Here is a 17,701-nt window from a genome sequence, read left to right as displayed (position 1 = left end):
TTCCATCTCTATCGTTTTTCATGGTCGATACCCACCTGCCCCCCTTGATCCAAGCGATGCTGGATCCCGCCTTCTACCCTCATCCGGTACAGGATCCCATTCGGCTTATTCAAACCCACATTTCCTATATTCTGCTGACAGGCGACTATGCCTATAAAGTGAAAAAGCCTTTGGACTTTGGCTTTTTGAACTTCACCACCCTGGAGAGGCGGCGCCACTTTTGCCAAGAAGAGCTGCGCATGAACCAGCGCGGTGCTCCCGGCCTTTATCTGCAAGTGTTGCCCATTGTCCAGACCGATGGCCGATTTCAGTTCAACAGCAGCGGCGAGCCCATAGAATACGCTCTGCAAATGCGGCAATTTCCCCAAGAGCAACTGTTCAGCAACCTGTTTGAGCGGGGAGAGCTAACGCCGTCCTTGATGGAGGAGCTGGGGCGGGTGGTGGCGACGTTTCATGCCCAAACCGAGACCAACGACTACATCCGCAGCTTTGGCCGGCCAGAACGGGTGCGAGAAGCCTTTGACGAGAATTACGCCCAAACCCAGCGCTACGTCGGCGGCCCACAAACAGCTCAGCAATATCGAGAAACCCAAGCCTACACCGATCGCTTTTTTGCTGAGCGGCAGGAGCTGTTTCAACAAAGAATAGAACAAAACCGCATTCGTGAATGCCACGGAGACCTGCACCTAGGCAACATCTGTTTTTGGGAAGGGAAGATCCTGCTTTTTGATTGCATCGAGTTTAATGAAGCCTTCCGCTTTGTGGATGTCATGTACGACATATCCTATGGGGTGATGGATTTGGATGCCCGCCATCGCCCCGATCTGGGAAACGCCTATTTGAACACTTACCTGGAAGAAACCGGAGATTGGGAAGGGCTGAAGATCTTGCCTATTTACCTCAATCGGCAGGCCTACGTGCGGGCCAAGGTCACCTCTTTTTTGCTGGAGGATCCCACGGCAACAGAGGAAGCTAAGGCCACGGCCTTCAGTACCGCCGCCCGCTATTACCGTCTTGCCTGGGAATACACCCTCCCCAAGCGGGGGCAGTTGTTCCTGATGTCGGGATTGTCGGGATCCGGCAAAAGCACGGTAGCCCGCCACTTGGCCCGTCAGCGGGGAGCCATTCACATTCGCTCCGATGCGGTGCGCAAGCATTTGGCCGGGATCCCTCTGCGGCAACGGGGGGGGCCGGAGGTTTATACCCCGGAGATGACCGATAAAACCTACCGCCGCTTGGTGCAGTTGGGAGTAGAGCTGGCCCAGGAAGGCTACACCGTGATTCTGGACGCCAAGTTTGACCGGCAAGCCCTGCGGGGGATGGCCATTGATCAGGCCCAACGCCAAGGGATCCCACTGCGCATCCTCCACTGCTACGCCCCTGAACCTGTTTTGCGGGAGCGCCTGCAACGCCGCAGCCCAGCTCCTCAACCCCTCTTGGCCCCAGCCGGCTGCATCGATGGGGATCAGCAGCCCTCTGCCGACATTGCCGATGCCACCGCCGAGATGCTCTCCCAACAGCAGGCCCACTGGCAGGATTTTTCCGAGTCGGAACGGCCTTTTTTAAAGGTTTTGGATACCAGCCAAGATTGGCCATCTCAACTTCAGCAGGTCTAGATCTCGACTCAAACTGCACAAAGTCGAGAGAATTAACATCAGCAAGATGGATTTTGCCGTTTCTGGGCTAGAGGATGACAGCAGCTTTTGTTGTGCAGGGATCCCTTTCCAAAGTAGCGGTAAAAATTGGGTCTAAAGCCCTGCCCTATCGCTACGCAGTTCGCCTCGGCGGGCCATAGACCTGAGAGAGACGGTAGGCTGAGGGGCATGTTGACGTGTCTGTGCAGGCCCACCCTTTTCCCATCCCACTCGACCAGAACTGACCACGTGCAGGAGGATCCCACGGTGAGCGATGTAACTCCAGATGACCTACGCCTGATGCTCCTGTTTGAGGGCTTTCCTCCTGAGAGGCTAGAGCCTCTGGCCGGGCAAATGTCGTTGCGCTCCCACCCGGTCAACCAGGCCATCTTGTTACAAAATGACTGGGGTAACGCCGTTTATTTCATCCTGGAAGGGTGGGTCAAGATTCGCACCCATGATCTCGAAGGCCGGGAGATCACCCTCACCATTCTTGGTCCAGGGGAAATCTTCGGGGAAATGGCTGCTTTGGACGAAGCGCCTCGTTCCACCGACGTTGTAGCCCTAACAGCCACCAAAGTCAGTTGTCTGTCGGCCCAACACTTCCTGGCTTTTTTGGCTTCTGATCCTCAGGCCGGCATCCGCCTTGCTCAGCTCATGTCGCGCCGCTTACGGCAGATCAACCGTCGTCTGCAGTTGCGCGAGGCCAGTAGTACGGCCCGTGTTGCCGATATCCTGCTGTTTTTGGCCGAATCTCGTGGCCGGGTTAGCCGGAGTGGTGTAGAGATCCCCAACTTGCCCCATCGGGAGCTGAGCAGCCTAAGTGGCCTAGCCCGGGAAACGGTCACTCGCGTCCTGTCCAAGCTGGAGCAAGAGGAGCTGATCCGCCGGGATCGCAACCGAGATGTTCTCTGCATCCCCCAGATGGAGGCTTTGGAGAAATTGATTGGCTAAATTGGGGGCGCCACCAGTTGTCAAAACCCCCCTCGACATCGTAAGATAGTAGGTCCAAAGCCGGGATAGCTCAGTTGGTAGAGCAGAGGACTGAAAATCCTCGTGTCACCAGTTCAAGTCTGGTTCCTGGCATCTGGTATGAGTATGCTGAGGCGGGCTTGGGTCAACGACCTAAGCCTTTTTGCTATGTCGGTCTGGGGAGTTCTGCTCTTCTCTCTTCACGTGTATGCACATATAGCCACACAGCTCCGGGACTGAAGAAAATTGTTGTAGGAATCCTCACCTCAAGCATAGGCAAGTTATAATCCCGGCAGCCTCTGTGGAGATTGCTCTCTTATGTCTGTAAAGCTCCTGCCTCAGTGTGAGAACTTGAAAGAGCAGGTTGAAGCTATCCTGCAACTCTGGCATCAGGATTCCACTTTTTCAGGCAAGCAAGATACCACTCGGATTCAAGCTTCCCTCAGCAAAGCTATTTCTCCAACCTTCGAGATTGTCTTTGCCGGTGCTTTCAGTGCTGGCAAGTCTATGCTAATCAATGCCCTCTTAGAAAGAGAGCTTCTCTACAGCGCCGAAGGGCACGCCACAGGGACAGAGTGCTACATTGGCTACGCAGAGCCAAATGCTGAGAGAGTGGTGCTCACTTTTCTCAGCGAGCAGGAAGTGCAAGAACAGATGACCGCCTTCTGCGCTTTCCTAAACTTGGCTCCGTCACTCAGCAGGCTGGAAGACACTGCACTGAATCCCCTGAAGGAGCGTGCTGAGGCTATTATTCAACAGGAGGGAGGTAAAAGCAAGTCAGAGCGGGCAAAGCAGGCAGATGCCCTCCGCTTGTTGATTACAGGTTTCCAGCAGAACCGGGACAAAATTCACCCTACCGAGAACAAAGTTTTCTCAATGGAGCAGCTCAACTTCGGCAACCTAAGGGAAGCTGCGGGTTTTGCCCGGCGCGGCGCCAATAGCGCAGTTTTGCGAAAGGTGGAATACTATTGCCACCACCCCTTGCTGGAAGATGGAAACGTTATTGTCGATACTCCTGGGATCGATGCTCCAGTCAAAGCGGATGCAGAGCGTACTTATCGAAAAATTGCCGATCCGGATACGTCCGCAGTTGTTTGCGTTCTCAAGTGTGCTGCAACGGGTGAGCTGACCAAGGAAGAGACAGAGCTTATTGAGCATATTCAAAGTAATGATAGCATCAGGGATCGGGTCTTCTATGTATTTAACCGGATTGACGAGACTTGGTACAACGCACAACTAAAGCAGAGACTAGAAAACATTATCGACCAGCAGTTTCGTCAACTCCGCGTATTTAAGACAAGCGGCCTTCTCGGCTTCTATGGTTCCCAGATCAAGGCAACTACCCCCGAGGATCGATTTGGACTGGATACGATTTTTTCAGAAAGCATCAAAGAATTGGGTGGTGAGGAAGAAACGCCCCAGTTTGTCAGCGAGTTTAATAAGTACTGCACGTCGGGTAGGCTAGTTGGATCCCCGTTCCGCCCTTCTGTACATGGGTACGACACACCCATAAATAACTACGTTCGGATTCTGAGGGAGTGGGGAAAACCTTTGATTGAGTATATGATTAAAGATAGCGGTATTGAAGACTTTCGGGCTGGGATCACTCGTTATTTAACGGAAGAAAAGCGGCCACAGCTATTTTCCGCGCTGGCCGATGATTTGCAACCTCTCTGCATCGAGATGAGGAAGTCCTATCTAGATCTCTACCGAGACATTGATAGCCAGCCCAAAGAGATTGACAGCATGATTTCCTATGAGCTGACGCTGATCAATCAGCAGCTAGCCAGTATTGGCCGAGAGTTTGACGAGCATATCCAGACAGTAGTCAATAAAGTTATTAACGGAGAAAACAAAGAATTTGAGAACGATTTCCGTAAATTGCAGGCTAGGATGGTACGGAGGCTAGATGAGCTTTTGGATACTTTTTCGTTGGACAATGTTTACAGTCAAGCCGTTCGCATTCGTCCCCGCAACTCCACAGCTCCATTTTTAGCTGTATTGGTCGAAGCCTTTTACTATTTATCCAACCATCTAGAAGACATCCTGGTAGAATCAGCCAGCACGCTTGTAGAGAACTTCTTTCGTCGCCTTGTTGATGAAGTTCGCAGCTCGAGCTACTACAGGCAGTTGTTTCGCCTACTGGGATCCGATGGGGACTTGGAGAAAAAGCTTCTTTTGGTTAAGGAGGTAACTTTGAGTTCTCTTGTCAATGGTGCCCGAAAAGAGTGCGACCGCTACCTCAGAGAAAGTCCCCGCTTCTACGACGAAGGAACATTCTCGATCTACCAGTTTCGAGAAGTCCTAAAGCAAACCAGCCAATCTTATGACATCTCTGCTATTCGCGACGCAGAGCCTGGAATCCGACAATTACTTAAGCTTGACTTCGAGCCGAAAATTAACCAGACAGTGCGTTCTAGCTTCCGACAAGAGACCAACAATACTCTGAAAACTCAGCTATTGCCGGTTGCCAAGCAAGTAGCCGATGAGATTTTGCAAAAGTACCCAGAAGCAAAGCAGTTCATGGAAGCAACTCTCAGAAAAGAGGCTGAAGAGAAAATTGCGCTTAACCAACAGCGGCTGAAAGAACTGGAGGCAAGCATAGACAAGTACAACCAAGCTGTTTCTGGGATCAACCTCTGCCTGCAGGCTTTGGGCCTCAATCGCGAGATGCTGCCCTTGATTACTCGTCCTGAGCCTTCCTCTGTTGGTGAGTCAGTTCAGATTTTGGCAAGTCTTCCTGAACAGCAAGTAGGTGACAGCAATGCAAGCGAAGCAGTCGCTCTTGGTCGTTCTACACCCATAGACGAGAGTTTTCCAGAGTTGGATAGCATTCTCGATGATTTGAGATAGAGCGGCTTGTCTTTGTTTTTGGCCTTTCACTTGATCCAGATAAAGTCATGGGATCCAAATCGATACCTCTGCAGCAGCACCCAGAAGGGATCCTCTCTGTAAGGGAGAAAACTTTCAAGGTTGCCAACTTGGTCAAAGCAGCCCAAGAGGACTTGACCAAGAAAGAAGAGCTGCATCGCTTGTTCATTGCGGCCTTGAGATCCTCAGGGATCCTGCCGCCGGAAGACTTGCTCAACATTGCCAGTAGCCTTCTTGCTCCCAAGCCAGAAGAAAAATTGTTGCAAGAAGCGAAGTGGTTTGGGCAGGGACTTGCTTGTCAGCTCTTGGTGCCAGGCAAGAAGGATTGGGAAAAAGGCAGAGTCAGATTGCGGATCACTGTAGAGTTTGAGCCAGAGGATACAGGCTCAGAGAGCAGCAGCGGATCCCCTCTGGATGACCTTCGCGAAAGTGAGAGCTAGCCTAAGCCAGAGAGACATAGAGGGGGTTGGGCAAGTGTCAAGTAATGATCAATCTCAGGAGTGCTTTGTTGAGCTAGATATTTTCCAAAATACTGTCATTGATATAGGAGGACGCCTAATCTACTCGCAAGAGTTTGCTCAGGTGTACTCAGAGATTGTTTATGAGAGTATCAGATCCTACTTATCCAGCAAACTTAGCGAAAAGGGAGTCTCGATTCTATGGAGCAACTTGAACGGAATAACTAACGTGAAAGGAATTCCTGCTAAACTCTTACGTCCTGGCTCACCGTGGATTGCTGGTAGAGTTAGGATGAGACTAGTGGTTGAGTTTGAGCCAGAAGAAACGGGATCAGGGAGCAGTAGATCGCCTTTGGATGACATTCGGGGAGATGTCAGTCAGTAAAGTCTGTTAGCAATAGGAGACAATGCCGTGGTCGATCCGATAGTTTTTAGGTCAGATGATAGGGAAACTGTCGTTGGAATTGGTGATCAAGTCTACCTTCCAAGTAGCTTGCATAGTGCAATTATTAATTACCTTCTTTCAGATACTTTACGGACAAACGGTTACCTTAAATCAAGAAAGGTTTATGCGGACATTAAAATGCTCGTGGATGGAATAGAATCTAGAGTCTTACAGCCCAGAAAGTCGTGGATCTCTGGCAAGATATCAGTCAAAGTTTATCTCGAGTTTGTTCCTGATGACCCATATAGAGATTCTGGAGATAGCGCTCCCAGAAAACTAGAGGATTCTATACTGGATGATTTACGGGCTGTTCAAGTTGTCTCTATGTCTTGAGGTCGATAAGATGACAAAAACATCCATTAATCTTAGCCAACTGGGAGACGGAGTTATCACTTTTATCAACAAGAACAATAAGCAGAAAGTCTACATGATTTCCAAGCTTTGCGATTCTATCAATTCTTATTTCCTGAAGTTTGACCAAATGGGAAGAGAACTAAACAGTCACTTGAGTTCGTCTGAGATACAAACAGGTATTCCCTATGAAGATCAGGTTCATTTTTTCCATAAAGGAGTTCCATGCTCGATTCTTTCTCCTAAAACTAACGGTTGGCAGACCGGTAGAGTAAAAGTAAGAGTAGAAGTTACGATTGACTTTTATCCTGACAATCCTGAATTTCTGATAAAAGAACCCGACCAAGAGATATTAGAACCTCTAGATGAAAAGTCTCCACTGGACGATCTTCGCAGTATGGATGAATAACGATGAAAGAAAGAAAATCCGGCGAAAGGATTCTAATTCCAGCAGCCGTGCGGGAGTATGTTTTCCAAAGAGACGGCTTCCGTTGTCGCGGTTGCGGAAAGTCGCCCCCAGAGGTTCAGCTTCAGATCGATCACATCATCCCCATTGCCCAAGGGGGCAGTAACGATATCAGCAATCTGCAAACGTTGTGCAAAACCTGCAACCGACGCAAAAAGGATCGACGGGATCCCCGCTTTCGCCGCCACTTTGACTGGTGAGCTGCGGTGTTTCGCCTACGCTTCTCCCTCTAGAAAAGAGAGGAGAGAGGTCTGCAAAAACAACCTCAGACAATAGGCGGAAAGCTCAAAAACGGCATTCGAGTCAGGACTCCCGGCGCTGAGCCGACTTCTACTTCCAGCCCCTCGGCAGGATTGAATTTGGTGCGCACGTATCCCAATCCCAGGTACCCTTGGGAAGTTAGGCCTGCGCTGGTCAGCAGCCCAATCTTTTCCCCCTGCCGCAAAATCTCTGTGCCGGGCTGAGCGTCTCCTTGAAGGCGGATCCCCCACAAAGTTTGCCGAATGCGCCGGTAGGTTACCTGCTTGGCCAAGACTTCCTGGCCAACGTAGCAACCTTTGTCAAGGGAAACAGCTCGCCACAGGCCGGCTTCTAGGGGGTTGTAGTCTGAGGTCAGCTCTCGGTCGGCGGCGGGGCGACCCGCTTCTAGGCGGAGGACTTCCCACAGCTCAGGTGGGGCCAGCTTGGCTCCGGCTTGGAGCAAGCATTCTTCAAGAGCGACTTTCTGGTCAATGGTGCCCCAGAGGGTAAACCCCGGCTGGGCAAGACCCGTGCCACAAGCCAGATGGACAGGGATCCCCTGGATCTCCACGGGGCGGTGCTCATGAGGCCCGGTCGGGATCCTTTCTGAGCCCACCACCTTCTCCAGGAGAGCCTGACTCTGGGATCCGAGCAATCCAAAACCAAAGGTCTGATCTGTCTCATCTTTCAACTGTGCTCCCCGCACCAAAGGCAGCATGCGCCCCAAACTCTGCATCAGCAGGCTGCGCCGCTGGGGTGAAGTCCAGATCCAGCAGTCTTCTTCTCCCACGTACACCGTTGCCAAATCCAGGATGCCGGCGGTGGGGGTCACGAAAACCGTGTCGGCCCCCTGCCCTGGCTTGAGGGCCTTCAGATTTTGGGTGCTTTGGTTGTGCAGATAGTCCAAGCCTGGGGATCCCTTCATGCGCAAACGGCCCCACCCGGAGCGGTCTAGAAGCAGGGATCCCGTCTGTGCAACGGGTTGGCCCTCTGTGGAAACAGCAGCTAGAAGAGACATCGCTCACCCCAGAGATGGGCTTTGGTTTTCTTCTCTACCCTAGAATAGGCTAGTTCACCCTACCGTCTGTGGCAGACCCCCGGCGTACTGAACTGTGATTGAGGTTGAAGTCCACCAACAGTTGCGGCAGCTTTTGCGGCAGTCTCCCGAAGCCCTGTGGCCCCACCAGTTGACGATGGCTCGCATGGTGGCGCGAGGGTTGCGGTTGGGTCGCAGCACCTTGATCCAGGTGCCTGCTGGGGGTCAGCACCGCCTCAGTTATCTGCTGCCGGCCCTGATGTGGCCCAACCCCACCTTGCTCTGCGCTACAGCTCCTGTGCAGGCGCAAATTTTGGGGGAAGAGATCCCCTGGCTACAGCACACCCTGCAGTTGCATAAGCCCGTCCTGCAAAAAGACCGTTGGCCGGATCCCGATTTCCAGGGGTTGCTGTTGGTGGATCCCCTGGATTGGCTGCAAGCTCGCTTGAGAAAGGGATCCTCGCAAGTGCCGACAGGGATCCCTTTGATCCTGGATGGAGCCGAAGACCTGGAAGATTGGGCCTACCAGGCGCTAACGGTGACCCTGGAAGCCAGCCATTGGCAACAGCTCCGGCAAATCTTCCCTGCCGAGGCGGAGCAGCTCTCCCAGGTTCAGGTCAATTTGTCCCTTCAGCTTTTGCGGCGGCCTCTTTCCCGCTGTCTGCTTCATGCGGATGAACAGGTTCACCTGGATGCTGTGCTGTCTTTGGTGACAGACTACCCCGGCTGGCTGCCGGATCCCTGGGATCAAATCCGCCGGCGGCTCAGCTCTGAGGGGGATCCCGTCTCCAAATGGATTTGGTGGGCCGAAACCGACCGAGAAACCGGTCGCCTCACCCTTCACCACAGCCCGACGGCTCTGCAGGATTGGTTGGCCCCCATTTGGGCCACACAGCCGGTGGTGATTATTGGGGAAGCGCTGGATCTGGATCGCCAGGCGGAAACCTATCGGCGACGGTTGGGCTTGCCGGATCTGACGCCGCTGCGGTTTGCCTCAGGCGAGGGTTGGCCACGTTCTGGCGGGGCGGAGCTTTCCCTTTACTTGCCGCGCCTCCCCCTGCCCAACAGCCCTCTATTTCGGGATCACCTGCTGCAAGAGCTGAAAAACTTGATCCCTCAAGCGCAAGGCTTTGTGGTGGTGTTGGTGTCGGATCAACCTCTGCAGGCACAGGTGGGGGCGGCTTTGGCTGCCGAATTCGGCTCACGGGTGCGGGTAAACAGCCCGTTCCCCGGCGAAAAGGGCATTTTGGTCTGCGACTGGCCCTACTGGCTGCACCACAAGGCTGGCTTGCCGCGCCCTGAGCTGATGGTGATCGCCACTTTGCCCTTCCCTTCTGTGGAAGACCCGAGGGTGGCCGGACGGGTGCAATATCTGCAACGCACCCAGCAGGACTGGTTCCGTCAGTACCTTTTGCCGGTGGCCGCTGCCCAGTTGCAACGGGCTGTTGCGCCTCTGCGGCAAAGCTCTGATTCGGGAGAAGATTCCAGCTCATCCACCCGATGGGTGGCCATTTTGGATAGCCGCATTATCGTCCGCAGCTACGGCGTCTCTCTTCTCAATGCCTTGGGGCCAACTTTGCGGGTCGAGCAGCGCAGCCAATTGTTCGTTTAGGGATCCCTGGGCCTCTTGCTCGAGTTGATGGGATGTATGGTCATTTTAAACAGGAATGAAACATTTCTGTCCAGCTCCTCTCTCCCTCTGGGAGAAGGTCTGGGGGTGGCCGCGGAAGCAGCGCGGAACGCCTGGGGAGTGTCTCAATCTAGTTTGGAATGACTATATTGAGGATTTTTTGGCTTGAGCGACTGAGAGAAGGCTTGCTCAGCATAGAGGGGAGATTTGTATCCTAGAGAGCCAAAGTCAACTGGGATCCAAGCTATTCTGAGGGTGAATCACTCCTACTCACCTTCTTCTCATGACCAATCCTGCTCTCAGCTCCGATACAGCACTGCGCACGCAAGCAGTTTGGAAGCCATTGCGGCAGGCCATTGTGGAAAGCTCGGGTTTTCGGGGATGGCTCCAGGGCCGGGAGTTGCCCACTCAGGAAGCAGAGCTGGATCAACTGGTGCATAGCTACCTCGAGCAAACCTTGTCTCACCTGGCCTATTAGGATCCCCAGAGTCCCAGCCAGAGGGGCAAGGTCAGCAAGGCGGCCAAGTACCCCACGGCCAAGGCGGTGACGGTAATTTCCCGATCCAAGTCGTACTCTTCCGTGAGCACCAGGGTGGCGATGGCGGGGGGCATACCGCTCTGCAGGACCAGCACCAGCTTGGCCAGAGGCGGGTAGGGGGTGAAGGCAAGGCCGATTCCCACCAAGAGCGGCACAATCACAATTTTGATCAAGAGGGCCACTCCGGCGGCAAGAAAGGATCCCCAGCGCTTCACCTGGGCCAGCCGCATCCCCAAAATCATCAAACTGAGCGGGATCATGCTCCAGGCAAAAGCCGCCAACCCTTGAGAGAGCCAACCCGGCAGGGGTTCGCGGGTCAGCAGTAGGCCCATCGCAAACGACCAGAGGGCAGGGGTGCGCAGAATGTGGAGGCCCACCTGCCAAGGTTGGGCATGGGAACTGCCGTGGCGGCTGGCCACCCACACGCCAAACCCGTAGGCCATGAACAGAGTGCCCAGCAGATCGTAGAACAGGGCCCAGCCAAAGTAAGCCCTTCCGGCCACAGCCAGACAGATGGGATAGCCCAAATACCCGGTGTTCCCCAGGGTGGCGGTTAGGTGAAAGCTGCCCTGCTGGGCACTGCTCCAACAGTTGTGGCGCTGCCACCACAGCCAAGCGCTGGTCAAGGCAAACCCCAGCCCCACCGACAGCCAACAGATCAGAGGGGCGACCCAGATTTGGCCCGACAGATCCACCCCCTGCATAAACCCAACAATGCTGAGGGGCACTCCCACCCAAAACATGAATCGCCCCAAGGCGTGGGGATCCAGCCAACGCTTCCAGCCGCCGGGCAGCCCCTTCTGGAGAAAAAAACCCAGCAGCGTCCAGCCCAGCAAGGGAGGATAAACCTGAAAAAGGGTGTTGAGCACGCTCAAGAGGGAGAGGGAAGGGATCCCTAGGCAGGGATCCGCCGGGGTTCTTCACGTAGAGCGAAGATGCGTTGAATCACCTCTTCAACAACGCGGTCTGGGGTAGAGGCACCGGAGGTAATGCCGATTTGCACCGGCCCATCGGGTAGCCACCCTTCGGTAACCGTCGGGTCTTGGTGAAGTGGCTTGTGACGGATGCGGTTGTTGGGTTGGATGCAGTCGGGGCCATCGATATGGAAGGAGGGCAGGCCTTTGGCCAGGGCAATTTCCTGCAAGTGGGTGGTATTCGAGGAATTAAACCCCCCAATCACCACCACCACATCCAAAGGCTGCTCCAGCAGCTCGAACATGGCGTCCTGCCGCTCTTGGGTGGCATTGCAGATGGTGTTAAAGCTCATGAAGTGGTTGTCTAACTCCTGGGGGCCATATTTGCGCAGCATGGTGGTCTCAAACAGCTTGGCAATGGCGCGGGTCTCCCCTTCCAGCATCGTGGTTTGGTTGGCGATGCCGATCCGCTCCAGATCGCGATCCGGATCAAAACCGGGGGAAGTGGCCTTGCCGAAGCGCCGCCGAAATTCTGCCGCATCTCCGCCCTGCAAAATGTAGCGGGCGACCCATTCCGCTTCTTCCAGGTTCAGCACCACCAGGTACTTTTCGGCAAAGGAGCTGGTGGCTACGGTTTCTTCGTGGTTGTACTTGCCGTGGATGACAGAGGTAAATTGGGCCGCGCGGTGCTTGTCCACTTGGTTCCACACGCGGGAAACCCAGGGGCAGGTGGTATCGACAATCTCATTGCCCTGCGACCGAAAAAACGCCATTTCCGATGCACTCGCCCCAAAAGCAGGCCAAATCACCACATCTTGGGGCCGGATCTGAGAAAAGTCCTTCTTGCCGTCCGGGCCTTTCTCCACAAAGCGGATCCCCATCTCCTTCAGGTGCTGGTTTACCAGAGGGTTGTGGATGATCTCGTTGGTGATCCACAGTTGCCGATCCGGAAAGCGTCGCCGCGCTTCATAAGCATATTCCACCGCCCGTTCCACGCCCCAGCAAAAGCCAAAGGCCCTGGCCAGGTGAATGGTAATGTCGCCCCGCTGATAGCGGTAGGACTGGGCACGGATTTGCTCCACAAGGGGGCTTTTGTAGGTGGTTTGCAGCTCCAGTTGAGCCTGATCCTTGTGTTCTTCAAATCCCTTGGCGAAGTAGGTGCTGGATCCGCGCAGGGCTTTGCGCAGGGCCCGTGGGTCTTGGGGAGAGCTATCCGGGGAAGTAGGTTGGAAATAAGCCATGGTCACGGTTGGAGATACGCACTGCTCAAGCAGACGGCGAAGGGATCCTGATCTCAGCTTACGCCCAGTCTCGCATCGGTGGGCCATTCCAGCATGCTTTCCCTAGGGCCAGCGACAAGATTGTCAAGTCAACTATAGAATTGCAGGTAGAATTGCAGGGGATCGAAGCTGTTGAGCCAAAGCCAGAAAGCAGAGGGATCCCTTTGGCAATTGGCCGTTATTGGGGCGGTTGATCCTGCATTTCCAGTTGGCGCACCCGTTCCTGTAATTGGCGGGCGGTGGCAGAAAAGCTGCGCCCAGGCCAGAGGAGAGAGCCCAGCCCCACCGTCAACAGGCCCAAGCCGACAGCCGCGGCAATGAGAAATCCCAAAGGCAGCTCCACCGAGCGCCACATCAAGAAGTGTACGGTCAGGGTGGTGGGGTTTTGTCCGGCCAGGACTGCCACTCCCAAAGCCAGCAGCAGTGTCAAGACCAAGTTGAACAGCAGCAACATCAGGGATCCCGTCGCAACAGTTCCATTCTGCCTTGTCTGCTGGGGGGTGGCTCAAGCCAGCACACTCCCGTCGGGTAGGATGGCTCCGCTGAGGTCAGCGCCGGTCAGCACTGCTCCGCCGATTTTTGCCCCGCTCAGATCGGATCCCTGCAGTTGTGCACGGGTTAGTTTGGCTTCCCAAAGGTAGGCACCGTGCAAGTTGGCTTCCCGCAAGTCGGCAAAGCTGAGATCCGCGCCGATCAAGTTGGCTTCCCAAAGATTGGCCCCGCGGAGGTTGGCCCCCATCAAGTTGGCCGAGCTGAGATCGGCGCCGCGCAAATCGGCTTCCTGCAGGTTAATGCCACTCAGCTTGCCAAAGGAGAGGTTGGCCCCTCTCAGATTCACCCCTTGCAAGTTGGAGCGCACCAAGTCCACCCCCACCAGGTTGGATTCTTGAAAGTTGCGCTCGCCAGAGGCATATTCTGTCAGCAGCTCGTCAGCAGTTGTCACTCGGGGCATGGCCGGATACTGCCATCCGTGCGTTAAGCTTAACAATTTCTGGCTGCTCAACGGGGTACTGATGACCGCTCCGAAAGACCTACGAAACGCTAACAAACACTTCCAGAGTGTTCAGTGCCTGTCGCGCTTCTGCTTCCTTCCTGCTTCAGCGACCCATGACTAGCGGCAGAGTTCACCCCCACCACCCCGCCAGAGGAGTCTCCACAGGCGTCACTTCCCCCAGAGCTTGGGGTAGTTCTGTACCACCGCAACAGGTTTAGGGCTGCATTCAAGTCGCGGTCTAGCTCCAGACCACAACACGGGCAGCAAAACACCCTTTCCTGCAGTGGCATCTTCTGTCGGTGCCCACACCCTGAACACAGTTGGCTGGACGGATAAAACTTATCCGCCACCACCACCTGACAGCCGTAGAGCCGGGCCTTGTACTCTAGCTGTCGCCGTTCGCGATAGCGGGACGGAGTCCTCAACTCGTAGAACCCACAGTCTGACAGCGCTCCTGCCAGTTTGCGGTTCTTGAGCAGGTTCCTCACCTGCAAGTCCTCTATCACCACCACTCGGTATCTCTTGGCCAGGTAAGTCGTCAGCTTGTGCAGATTGTCTTGCCGATCGCGTAAGCGGGACGGAGTCCTTATGTCTGCCACCCGCTTGTGAGCTTTGCCCAACTGCACCACCGCCTTCTTGCGGTTGGCAGAGCCTTTCTGCTTACGGCTCAGCCGCCGTTGCAGCCTGACCAAACGCCGCTGGGCCTTGCGGTAGGGCTTGGGATTGGGAAACACTTCCCCGCCGGAGCAGGTGGCCAGGTGATGGATACCTAAGTCCACTCCCACCACCTCTCCGGTCTTCTCCACCTGGGGTGTTGGAGCTTCGTACTTGAAGGAGATGTACCAATGTCCGGCTCTCAAGCTAACAACCACGTTCTTGGGTGTGGTCACCGGGAGCAGCTCTGCACAGCGCAGCCAACCGAAGATAGGTACCTTGATGCGGTTGCCAGAAGTGCGAATACTCCCTTCCAGGTAAAAGCTGTCTCGCACTCCCTTGCGTTTGAAGCGGGGAAACTTCCCCAACCCACCCCGCCAGCGCTTAAGGGCTTGCTCCAAGTTGCGTAATGCCTGCTGAGGGGCGCATTTGGAGACCTGGTAGTACCAGCGATGTTCTTTCTTCACCTCGGCCACTAGGCGCTTGTGCAGGTCAATGGCGGTGGGAAGTTTTTGCTGGTTCTCCAGGGCTTGCCGACAGACTTCTAAGCCCCAGTTATGGGCGTGGCGGGCTACCCCAGCGTGTTGGGCGGCTAGAGTTGTTTGCTTGCGGTTAAGAATGAGTTGCGTCCGAAAACCCAGTAACATGCCCGCCACACCGCAAAGCGTCCATGAGTTCCGTGAAGCTTTCGGCTTGGCGCTCACAAGCCCCCTTTAGCTTTAGGTAACTCATGTTGACTACTGTAAGCTTTTCGGCCTGCTGTTGTCAGCCTCTGGTTTTGTCTGCTGGTTTTGCTGGGGTTGGGGGGGTGGGGACGGCCAGCAGGGATCCCCTGCCACGGGTTGGATGTGCAACTCCAGGTAGCCGGTGGCCGGATCCGGTTGACGGGAGAAGCGGTACTCCGGGCTGTCGGCGAGGACAATTTCGGCGGTGGTGTAGATGAGGCAGCCGGGGCGCAGGTGTCCCCCCCAGGTTTGGCCTCGGGCATCGGCAACGGTGAGATGGAGATGGACTCCGTCAGGGCACAGGGATCCACTCAGGGCCAGGATCTCCAGGCGTTCCGACAACAGGTGATCCCCCGTTTGGTCGGCCAGGCGCAGGGTGGCTTGGCTAAGGCTGCCGACGGCGCTGAGGACAAACCCCGCTTGCAAGGGCTGCTGCCGGGCCACTCGCTCCAGTTCCTGCTTGAGATCTTGGCCGGGGAAGAGGCGCAAGGGATAAATCTTGAGGGATCCCGGCGGCATGGGCTGGAGCTCCTGGGGGCGGGAAGAGCGGATCCCAAGTCGCCAGCCGGGCTTAACCACCGGGCGGGAGCGAGCGATCACCAAGCAGTCATCCGGCAGGGGGTAGCGGGCAGGGATGGTGGAGCCGGCAGCAATGGTGACATCGGATCCCACCTGCAAAGGAGCCACCAACACCGAGTTGGCGCCTGTTTTGCTGCGATCCCCAATTTCGGTAAAGTGCTTTTGCTGGCCGTCGTAGTTGGCGATGATGGTGCCCGCCCCGATGTTGACCTGGGATCCCAGCTTGGCATCTCCCAGGTAGGCCAAGTGGGCGGCATTGCTGTGGGATCCAATCTGGGTATTTTTGGTTTCCACAAAGTTGCCGATGCGGCAATGATCCCCAATCTGGCTGTGGGGGCGCACGTGGGCGTAGGGGCCTATCCAGACGTGGTTGCCGATGCGGCTGTGGCTGACCACCGAGTAGAGAATGTGACACCCAGATCCAATCTCGCTGGACTCGATCCAACTGCCCGGCCCCAGGCGGGTTCCCGAGCCAATGCGGCACACCCCTCGCAGATGGGTTTGGGGCTCGATGATCACATCGGGGGCCAATTCCACCGTTTCCTCGAGGCTGCTGCTGTCGGGATCCACAAAGGTGACCCCGGCTTCCATCCAGGCTTCTTTGAGGCGATCCTGCAAAATCTGGTACGCCTGGGCCAGTTGGCGGCGGTCGTTGATGCCCACAATTTCTTGCGGATCGGCAACATCCAGAGCGATGGCTTTGCCCACCCGCTTGACGGCATCCGTTAGGTAGTACTCCTGCTGTGCGTTGTTGCTGTTGAGATGGGGCAAAACCTGGGCCAGAGCCGGCCAGTGGAAACAATACACCCCACTGTTGATGCGGCGATTTTGCCGTTGGGCCGGGGTGCAGTCTCGCTCTTCCACCAGTTCCAGCACCCGCTGTTGGGCATCGCAAAATACCCGCCCATAGCCATAGGGATCCGCCACCTGAGCCGAGAGCAAGGTTACCTCTGGGTTCATCTGGCGGTGGCGCTCCACCAGAGCTTGCAGGGTTTCCGCCCGCAGCAGGGGCACATCCCCGTTGATCACCAGCAGATCCCCCTGAAAACCGCCCAGGACGGGCAACAGCTGTTGAACGGCGTGTCCGGTGCCCAATTGCTGGGCCTGCTCCACAAATTCAACCGGGTACTCCCGCAGGGCTTGGCGCACCTGCTCCTGTTCATAACCCACAATCACCAGACAGCGGTGGGGTTTCAAGGTTAGCACCGTGCGCAGCAGCCGCTCGATCAAAGACAGGGATCCCAGTTTGTGCAGCACCTTGGGCAACTGCGACCGCATCCGGGTGCCCTTGCCCGCTGCCAAGATCGCTACCGATAGCTCCCGCTCTGCCATGTTCCTTCCCCGAACTGCCCCCATCAAGTATAGGCGGCAGGATTCTGCTCAAAAATCTTCTGAGGTTGGATCCAAGTTCCTGAGCCCTGTGCGGCCAAAACTGAGCTAGCTTAATGGCACATCTAGCTGGTGCAGTCTATGGCCGAGAGCAGGGGCCCTGATATGCCCCCACAGGAACGTCGGCGGTTGGTCCGCGAGGTGGCCGGCTGGCTGGCGATGCTGGGGGTGTTCATTCCAGGGTTGCAGCGCTTCTATATGGGGCACCAACGCTGGGGCTGGGGCTACTTGGTGGTGGGGCTGATGGTGTTCGTTCCCTCCATCCCGCTGCAGATTCTCAGCTACGGGGTACGCGCCCTTTGTTTGCTGGAAGGGCTGTGGATCCTGACCATGAGCAATGCCGATTTCGATTTTCGATTCAACCGAGAGTTGATCGAGCTGGAATGGACCAGTGTGGAAGGGCGAGAAGCTCGGGATCCCGAACAGCAGTTGGAAAGCCAGTTGAAACAGGGCTTGATCACCCGCGCTGAATATGAGGAGCGCCGCCGGCAAATCCGCAAGATTTCGTAAACTACCCGACTCCGA

Annotated in this window: 18 protein-coding genes, 1 tRNA gene and 1 pseudogene; 12 read left to right on the top strand and 8 right to left on the bottom strand. The window is 55.5% G+C overall.

Annotation, left to right across the window (positions count from 1 at the left end; all coding sequences use genetic code 11):
• The first annotated feature begins 20 nt into the window (after positions 1-20).
• The 9 genes from ACVWXF_RS01360 (at position 21) to ACVWXF_RS01320 (ending at position 7,397) form a co-directional block, all read left to right on the top strand.
• Positions 21-1,616, top strand: a complete 1,596-nt coding sequence (locus tag ACVWXF_RS01360) for a bifunctional aminoglycoside phosphotransferase/ATP-binding protein (RefSeq protein ID WP_457473469.1) — start codon at positions 21-23, stop codon at positions 1,614-1,616.
• Between the two features lie 318 nt (positions 1,617-1,934).
• Positions 1,935-2,588 carry a Crp/Fnr family transcriptional regulator gene (locus ACVWXF_RS01355; RefSeq protein ID WP_011434200.1) on the top strand — a complete coding sequence of 218 codons (654 nt, stop codon included), beginning with the start codon at positions 1,935-1,937 and terminating at the stop codon, positions 2,586-2,588.
• 59 nt (positions 2,589-2,647) lie between these two features.
• Positions 2,648-2,720, top strand: a tRNA-Phe gene (locus tag ACVWXF_RS01350).
• Positions 2,721-2,924: 204 nt separating this feature from the next.
• Positions 2,925-5,459, top strand: coding sequence for a dynamin family protein (locus ACVWXF_RS01345; RefSeq protein WP_457384601.1), 2,535 nt, complete (start codon positions 2,925-2,927; stop codon positions 5,457-5,459).
• Positions 5,460-5,506: 47 nt separating this feature from the next.
• Positions 5,507-5,917, top strand: a complete 411-nt coding sequence (locus ACVWXF_RS01340; protein ID WP_414332234.1) for a KGK domain-containing protein — start codon at positions 5,507-5,509, stop codon at positions 5,915-5,917.
• Positions 5,892-6,320 (top strand): KGK domain-containing protein, encoded by a 429-nt coding sequence (locus tag ACVWXF_RS01335; RefSeq protein ID WP_041436828.1) that lies wholly within the window; start codon positions 5,892-5,894, stop codon positions 6,318-6,320. Before ACVWXF_RS01340 ends, ACVWXF_RS01335 begins: the two co-directional genes overlap by 26 nt.
• A 27-nt stretch (positions 6,321-6,347) precedes the next feature.
• Positions 6,348-6,713 (top strand): KGK domain-containing protein, encoded by a 366-nt coding sequence (locus ACVWXF_RS01330; RefSeq protein ID WP_457473431.1) that lies wholly within the window; start codon positions 6,348-6,350, stop codon positions 6,711-6,713.
• A gap of 10 nt (positions 6,714-6,723) precedes the next feature.
• Complete coding sequence (locus ACVWXF_RS01325; RefSeq protein ID WP_457473430.1) at positions 6,724-7,140, top strand: KGK domain-containing protein; 417 nt, start codon at positions 6,724-6,726, stop codon at positions 7,138-7,140.
• Positions 7,141-7,142: 2 nt separating this feature from the next.
• On the top strand, positions 7,143-7,397 hold the full coding sequence (locus ACVWXF_RS01320; protein WP_011430012.1) for an HNH endonuclease: 255 nt from the start codon (positions 7,143-7,145) through the stop codon (positions 7,395-7,397).
• Between the two features lie 65 nt (positions 7,398-7,462).
• Here the strand turns inward: ACVWXF_RS01320 and ygfZ are convergent, their stop codons facing one another.
• Positions 7,463-8,455: a CAF17-like 4Fe-4S cluster assembly/insertion protein YgfZ gene (gene ygfZ / locus ACVWXF_RS01315; protein ID WP_457473429.1), complete on the bottom strand. Its 993-nt coding sequence runs from the start codon at positions 8,453-8,455 to the stop codon at positions 7,463-7,465.
• 94 nt (positions 8,456-8,549) lie between these two features.
• Between ygfZ and ACVWXF_RS01310 the strand changes: the two genes are divergently transcribed.
• Positions 8,550-10,085 (top strand): hypothetical protein, encoded by a 1,536-nt coding sequence (locus ACVWXF_RS01310; protein ID WP_457473428.1) that lies wholly within the window; start codon positions 8,550-8,552, stop codon positions 10,083-10,085.
• Positions 10,086-10,386: 301 nt separating this feature from the next.
• A complete protein-coding gene (locus ACVWXF_RS01305) occupies positions 10,387-10,581 on the top strand; it encodes a hypothetical protein (RefSeq protein WP_457473427.1) in 195 nt (64 codons plus the stop codon).
• On the opposite strand, the gene ACVWXF_RS01300 is transcribed toward ACVWXF_RS01305, so the two are convergent.
• The 7 genes and pseudogenes from ACVWXF_RS01300 to glmU form a co-directional block, all read right to left on the bottom strand.
• Positions 10,578-11,510, bottom strand: coding sequence for an AEC family transporter (locus ACVWXF_RS01300; protein ID WP_457393326.1), 933 nt, complete (start codon positions 11,508-11,510; stop codon positions 10,578-10,580). The genes ACVWXF_RS01305 and ACVWXF_RS01300 overlap by 4 nt on opposite strands.
• Positions 11,511-11,536: 26 nt before the next feature.
• Positions 11,537-12,796, bottom strand: a complete 1,260-nt coding sequence (locus ACVWXF_RS01295) for a 4-hydroxy-3-methylbut-2-enyl diphosphate reductase (RefSeq protein ID WP_414388748.1) — start codon at positions 12,794-12,796, stop codon at positions 11,537-11,539.
• 217 nt (positions 12,797-13,013) lie between these two features.
• On the bottom strand, positions 13,014-13,289 hold the full coding sequence (locus ACVWXF_RS01290) for a lipopolysaccharide assembly protein LapA domain-containing protein (RefSeq protein WP_011434193.1): 276 nt from the start codon (positions 13,287-13,289) through the stop codon (positions 13,014-13,016).
• 51 nt (positions 13,290-13,340) lie between these two features.
• The gene (locus tag ACVWXF_RS01285; protein WP_457473426.1) at positions 13,341-13,787 is read right to left on the bottom strand and encodes a pentapeptide repeat-containing protein; all 447 of its coding nucleotides are present in this window, start codon (positions 13,785-13,787) and stop codon (positions 13,341-13,343) included.
• Positions 13,788-13,876: 89 nt separating this feature from the next.
• On the bottom strand, positions 13,877-15,130 hold the full coding sequence (locus ACVWXF_RS01280) for an RNA-guided endonuclease InsQ/TnpB family protein (protein ID WP_457473425.1): 1,254 nt from the start codon (positions 15,128-15,130) through the stop codon (positions 13,877-13,879).
• Positions 15,131-15,220: 90 nt separating this feature from the next.
• Positions 15,221-15,727: a PPC domain-containing DNA-binding protein gene (locus tag ACVWXF_RS01275; protein ID WP_414328979.1), complete on the bottom strand. Its 507-nt coding sequence runs from the start codon at positions 15,725-15,727 to the stop codon at positions 15,221-15,223.
• Positions 15,728-15,766: 39 nt separating this feature from the next.
• Positions 15,767-17,119 (bottom strand): annotated as a pseudogene (gene glmU, locus ACVWXF_RS01270) (bifunctional UDP-N-acetylglucosamine diphosphorylase/glucosamine-1-phosphate N-acetyltransferase GlmU); the annotation flags it as partial.
• Positions 17,120-17,257: 138 nt separating this feature from the next.
• Between glmU and ACVWXF_RS01265 the strand changes: the two are divergent.
• Positions 17,258-17,686, top strand: a complete 429-nt coding sequence (locus ACVWXF_RS01265) for an SHOCT domain-containing protein (protein ID WP_414384099.1) — start codon at positions 17,258-17,260, stop codon at positions 17,684-17,686.
• Positions 17,687-17,701: the final 15 nt, after the last annotated feature.

The sequence above is a fragment of the Thermostichus sp. MS-CIW-40 genome (genome assembly GCF_054058315.1).
This window is presented reverse-complemented; position numbering and strand designations above follow the sequence as displayed.

What these genes read in the sequence shown, in the direction of transcription:
- ACVWXF_RS01360 (WP_457473469.1), top strand. Translation starts at nt 21, where the DNA reads ATGGTCGATACCCACCTGCCCCCCTTGATCCAAGCGATGCTGGATCCC.
- ACVWXF_RS01355 (WP_011434200.1), top strand. Translation starts at nt 1,935, where the DNA reads ATGCTCCTGTTTGAGGGCTTTCCTCCTGAGAGGCTAGAGCCTCTGGCC.
- ACVWXF_RS01335 (WP_041436828.1), top strand. Translation starts at nt 5,892, where the DNA reads ATGACCTTCGCGAAAGTGAGAGCTAGCCTAAGCCAGAGAGACATAGAG.
- ACVWXF_RS01325 (WP_457473430.1), top strand. Translation starts at nt 6,724, where the DNA reads ATGACAAAAACATCCATTAATCTTAGCCAACTGGGAGACGGAGTTATC.
- ACVWXF_RS01275 (WP_414328979.1), bottom strand. Translation starts at nt 15,727, where the DNA reads ATGCCGCCGGGATCCCTCAAGATTTATCCCTTGCGCCTCTTCCCCGGC.
- ACVWXF_RS01285 (WP_457473426.1), bottom strand. Translation starts at nt 13,787, where the DNA reads ATGCCCCGAGTGACAACTGCTGACGAGCTGCTGACAGAATATGCCTCT.
- ACVWXF_RS01320 (WP_011430012.1), top strand. Translation starts at nt 7,143, where the DNA reads ATGAAAGAAAGAAAATCCGGCGAAAGGATTCTAATTCCAGCAGCCGTG.
- ACVWXF_RS01340 (WP_414332234.1), top strand. Translation starts at nt 5,507, where the DNA reads ATGGGATCCAAATCGATACCTCTGCAGCAGCACCCAGAAGGGATCCTC.
- ACVWXF_RS01290 (WP_011434193.1), bottom strand. Translation starts at nt 13,289, where the DNA reads ATGTTGCTGCTGTTCAACTTGGTCTTGACACTGCTGCTGGCTTTGGGA.
- ACVWXF_RS01280 (WP_457473425.1), bottom strand. Translation starts at nt 15,130, where the DNA reads ATGTTACTGGGTTTTCGGACGCAACTCATTCTTAACCGCAAGCAAACA.
- ACVWXF_RS01345 (WP_457384601.1), top strand. Translation starts at nt 2,925, where the DNA reads ATGTCTGTAAAGCTCCTGCCTCAGTGTGAGAACTTGAAAGAGCAGGTT.
- ACVWXF_RS01295 (WP_414388748.1), bottom strand. Translation starts at nt 12,796, where the DNA reads ATGGCTTATTTCCAACCTACTTCCCCGGATAGCTCTCCCCAAGACCCA.
- ACVWXF_RS01305 (WP_457473427.1), top strand. Translation starts at nt 10,387, where the DNA reads ATGACCAATCCTGCTCTCAGCTCCGATACAGCACTGCGCACGCAAGCA.
- ygfZ (WP_457473429.1), bottom strand. Translation starts at nt 8,455, where the DNA reads ATGTCTCTTCTAGCTGCTGTTTCCACAGAGGGCCAACCCGTTGCACAG.
- ACVWXF_RS01265 (WP_414384099.1), top strand. Translation starts at nt 17,258, where the DNA reads ATGGCCGAGAGCAGGGGCCCTGATATGCCCCCACAGGAACGTCGGCGG.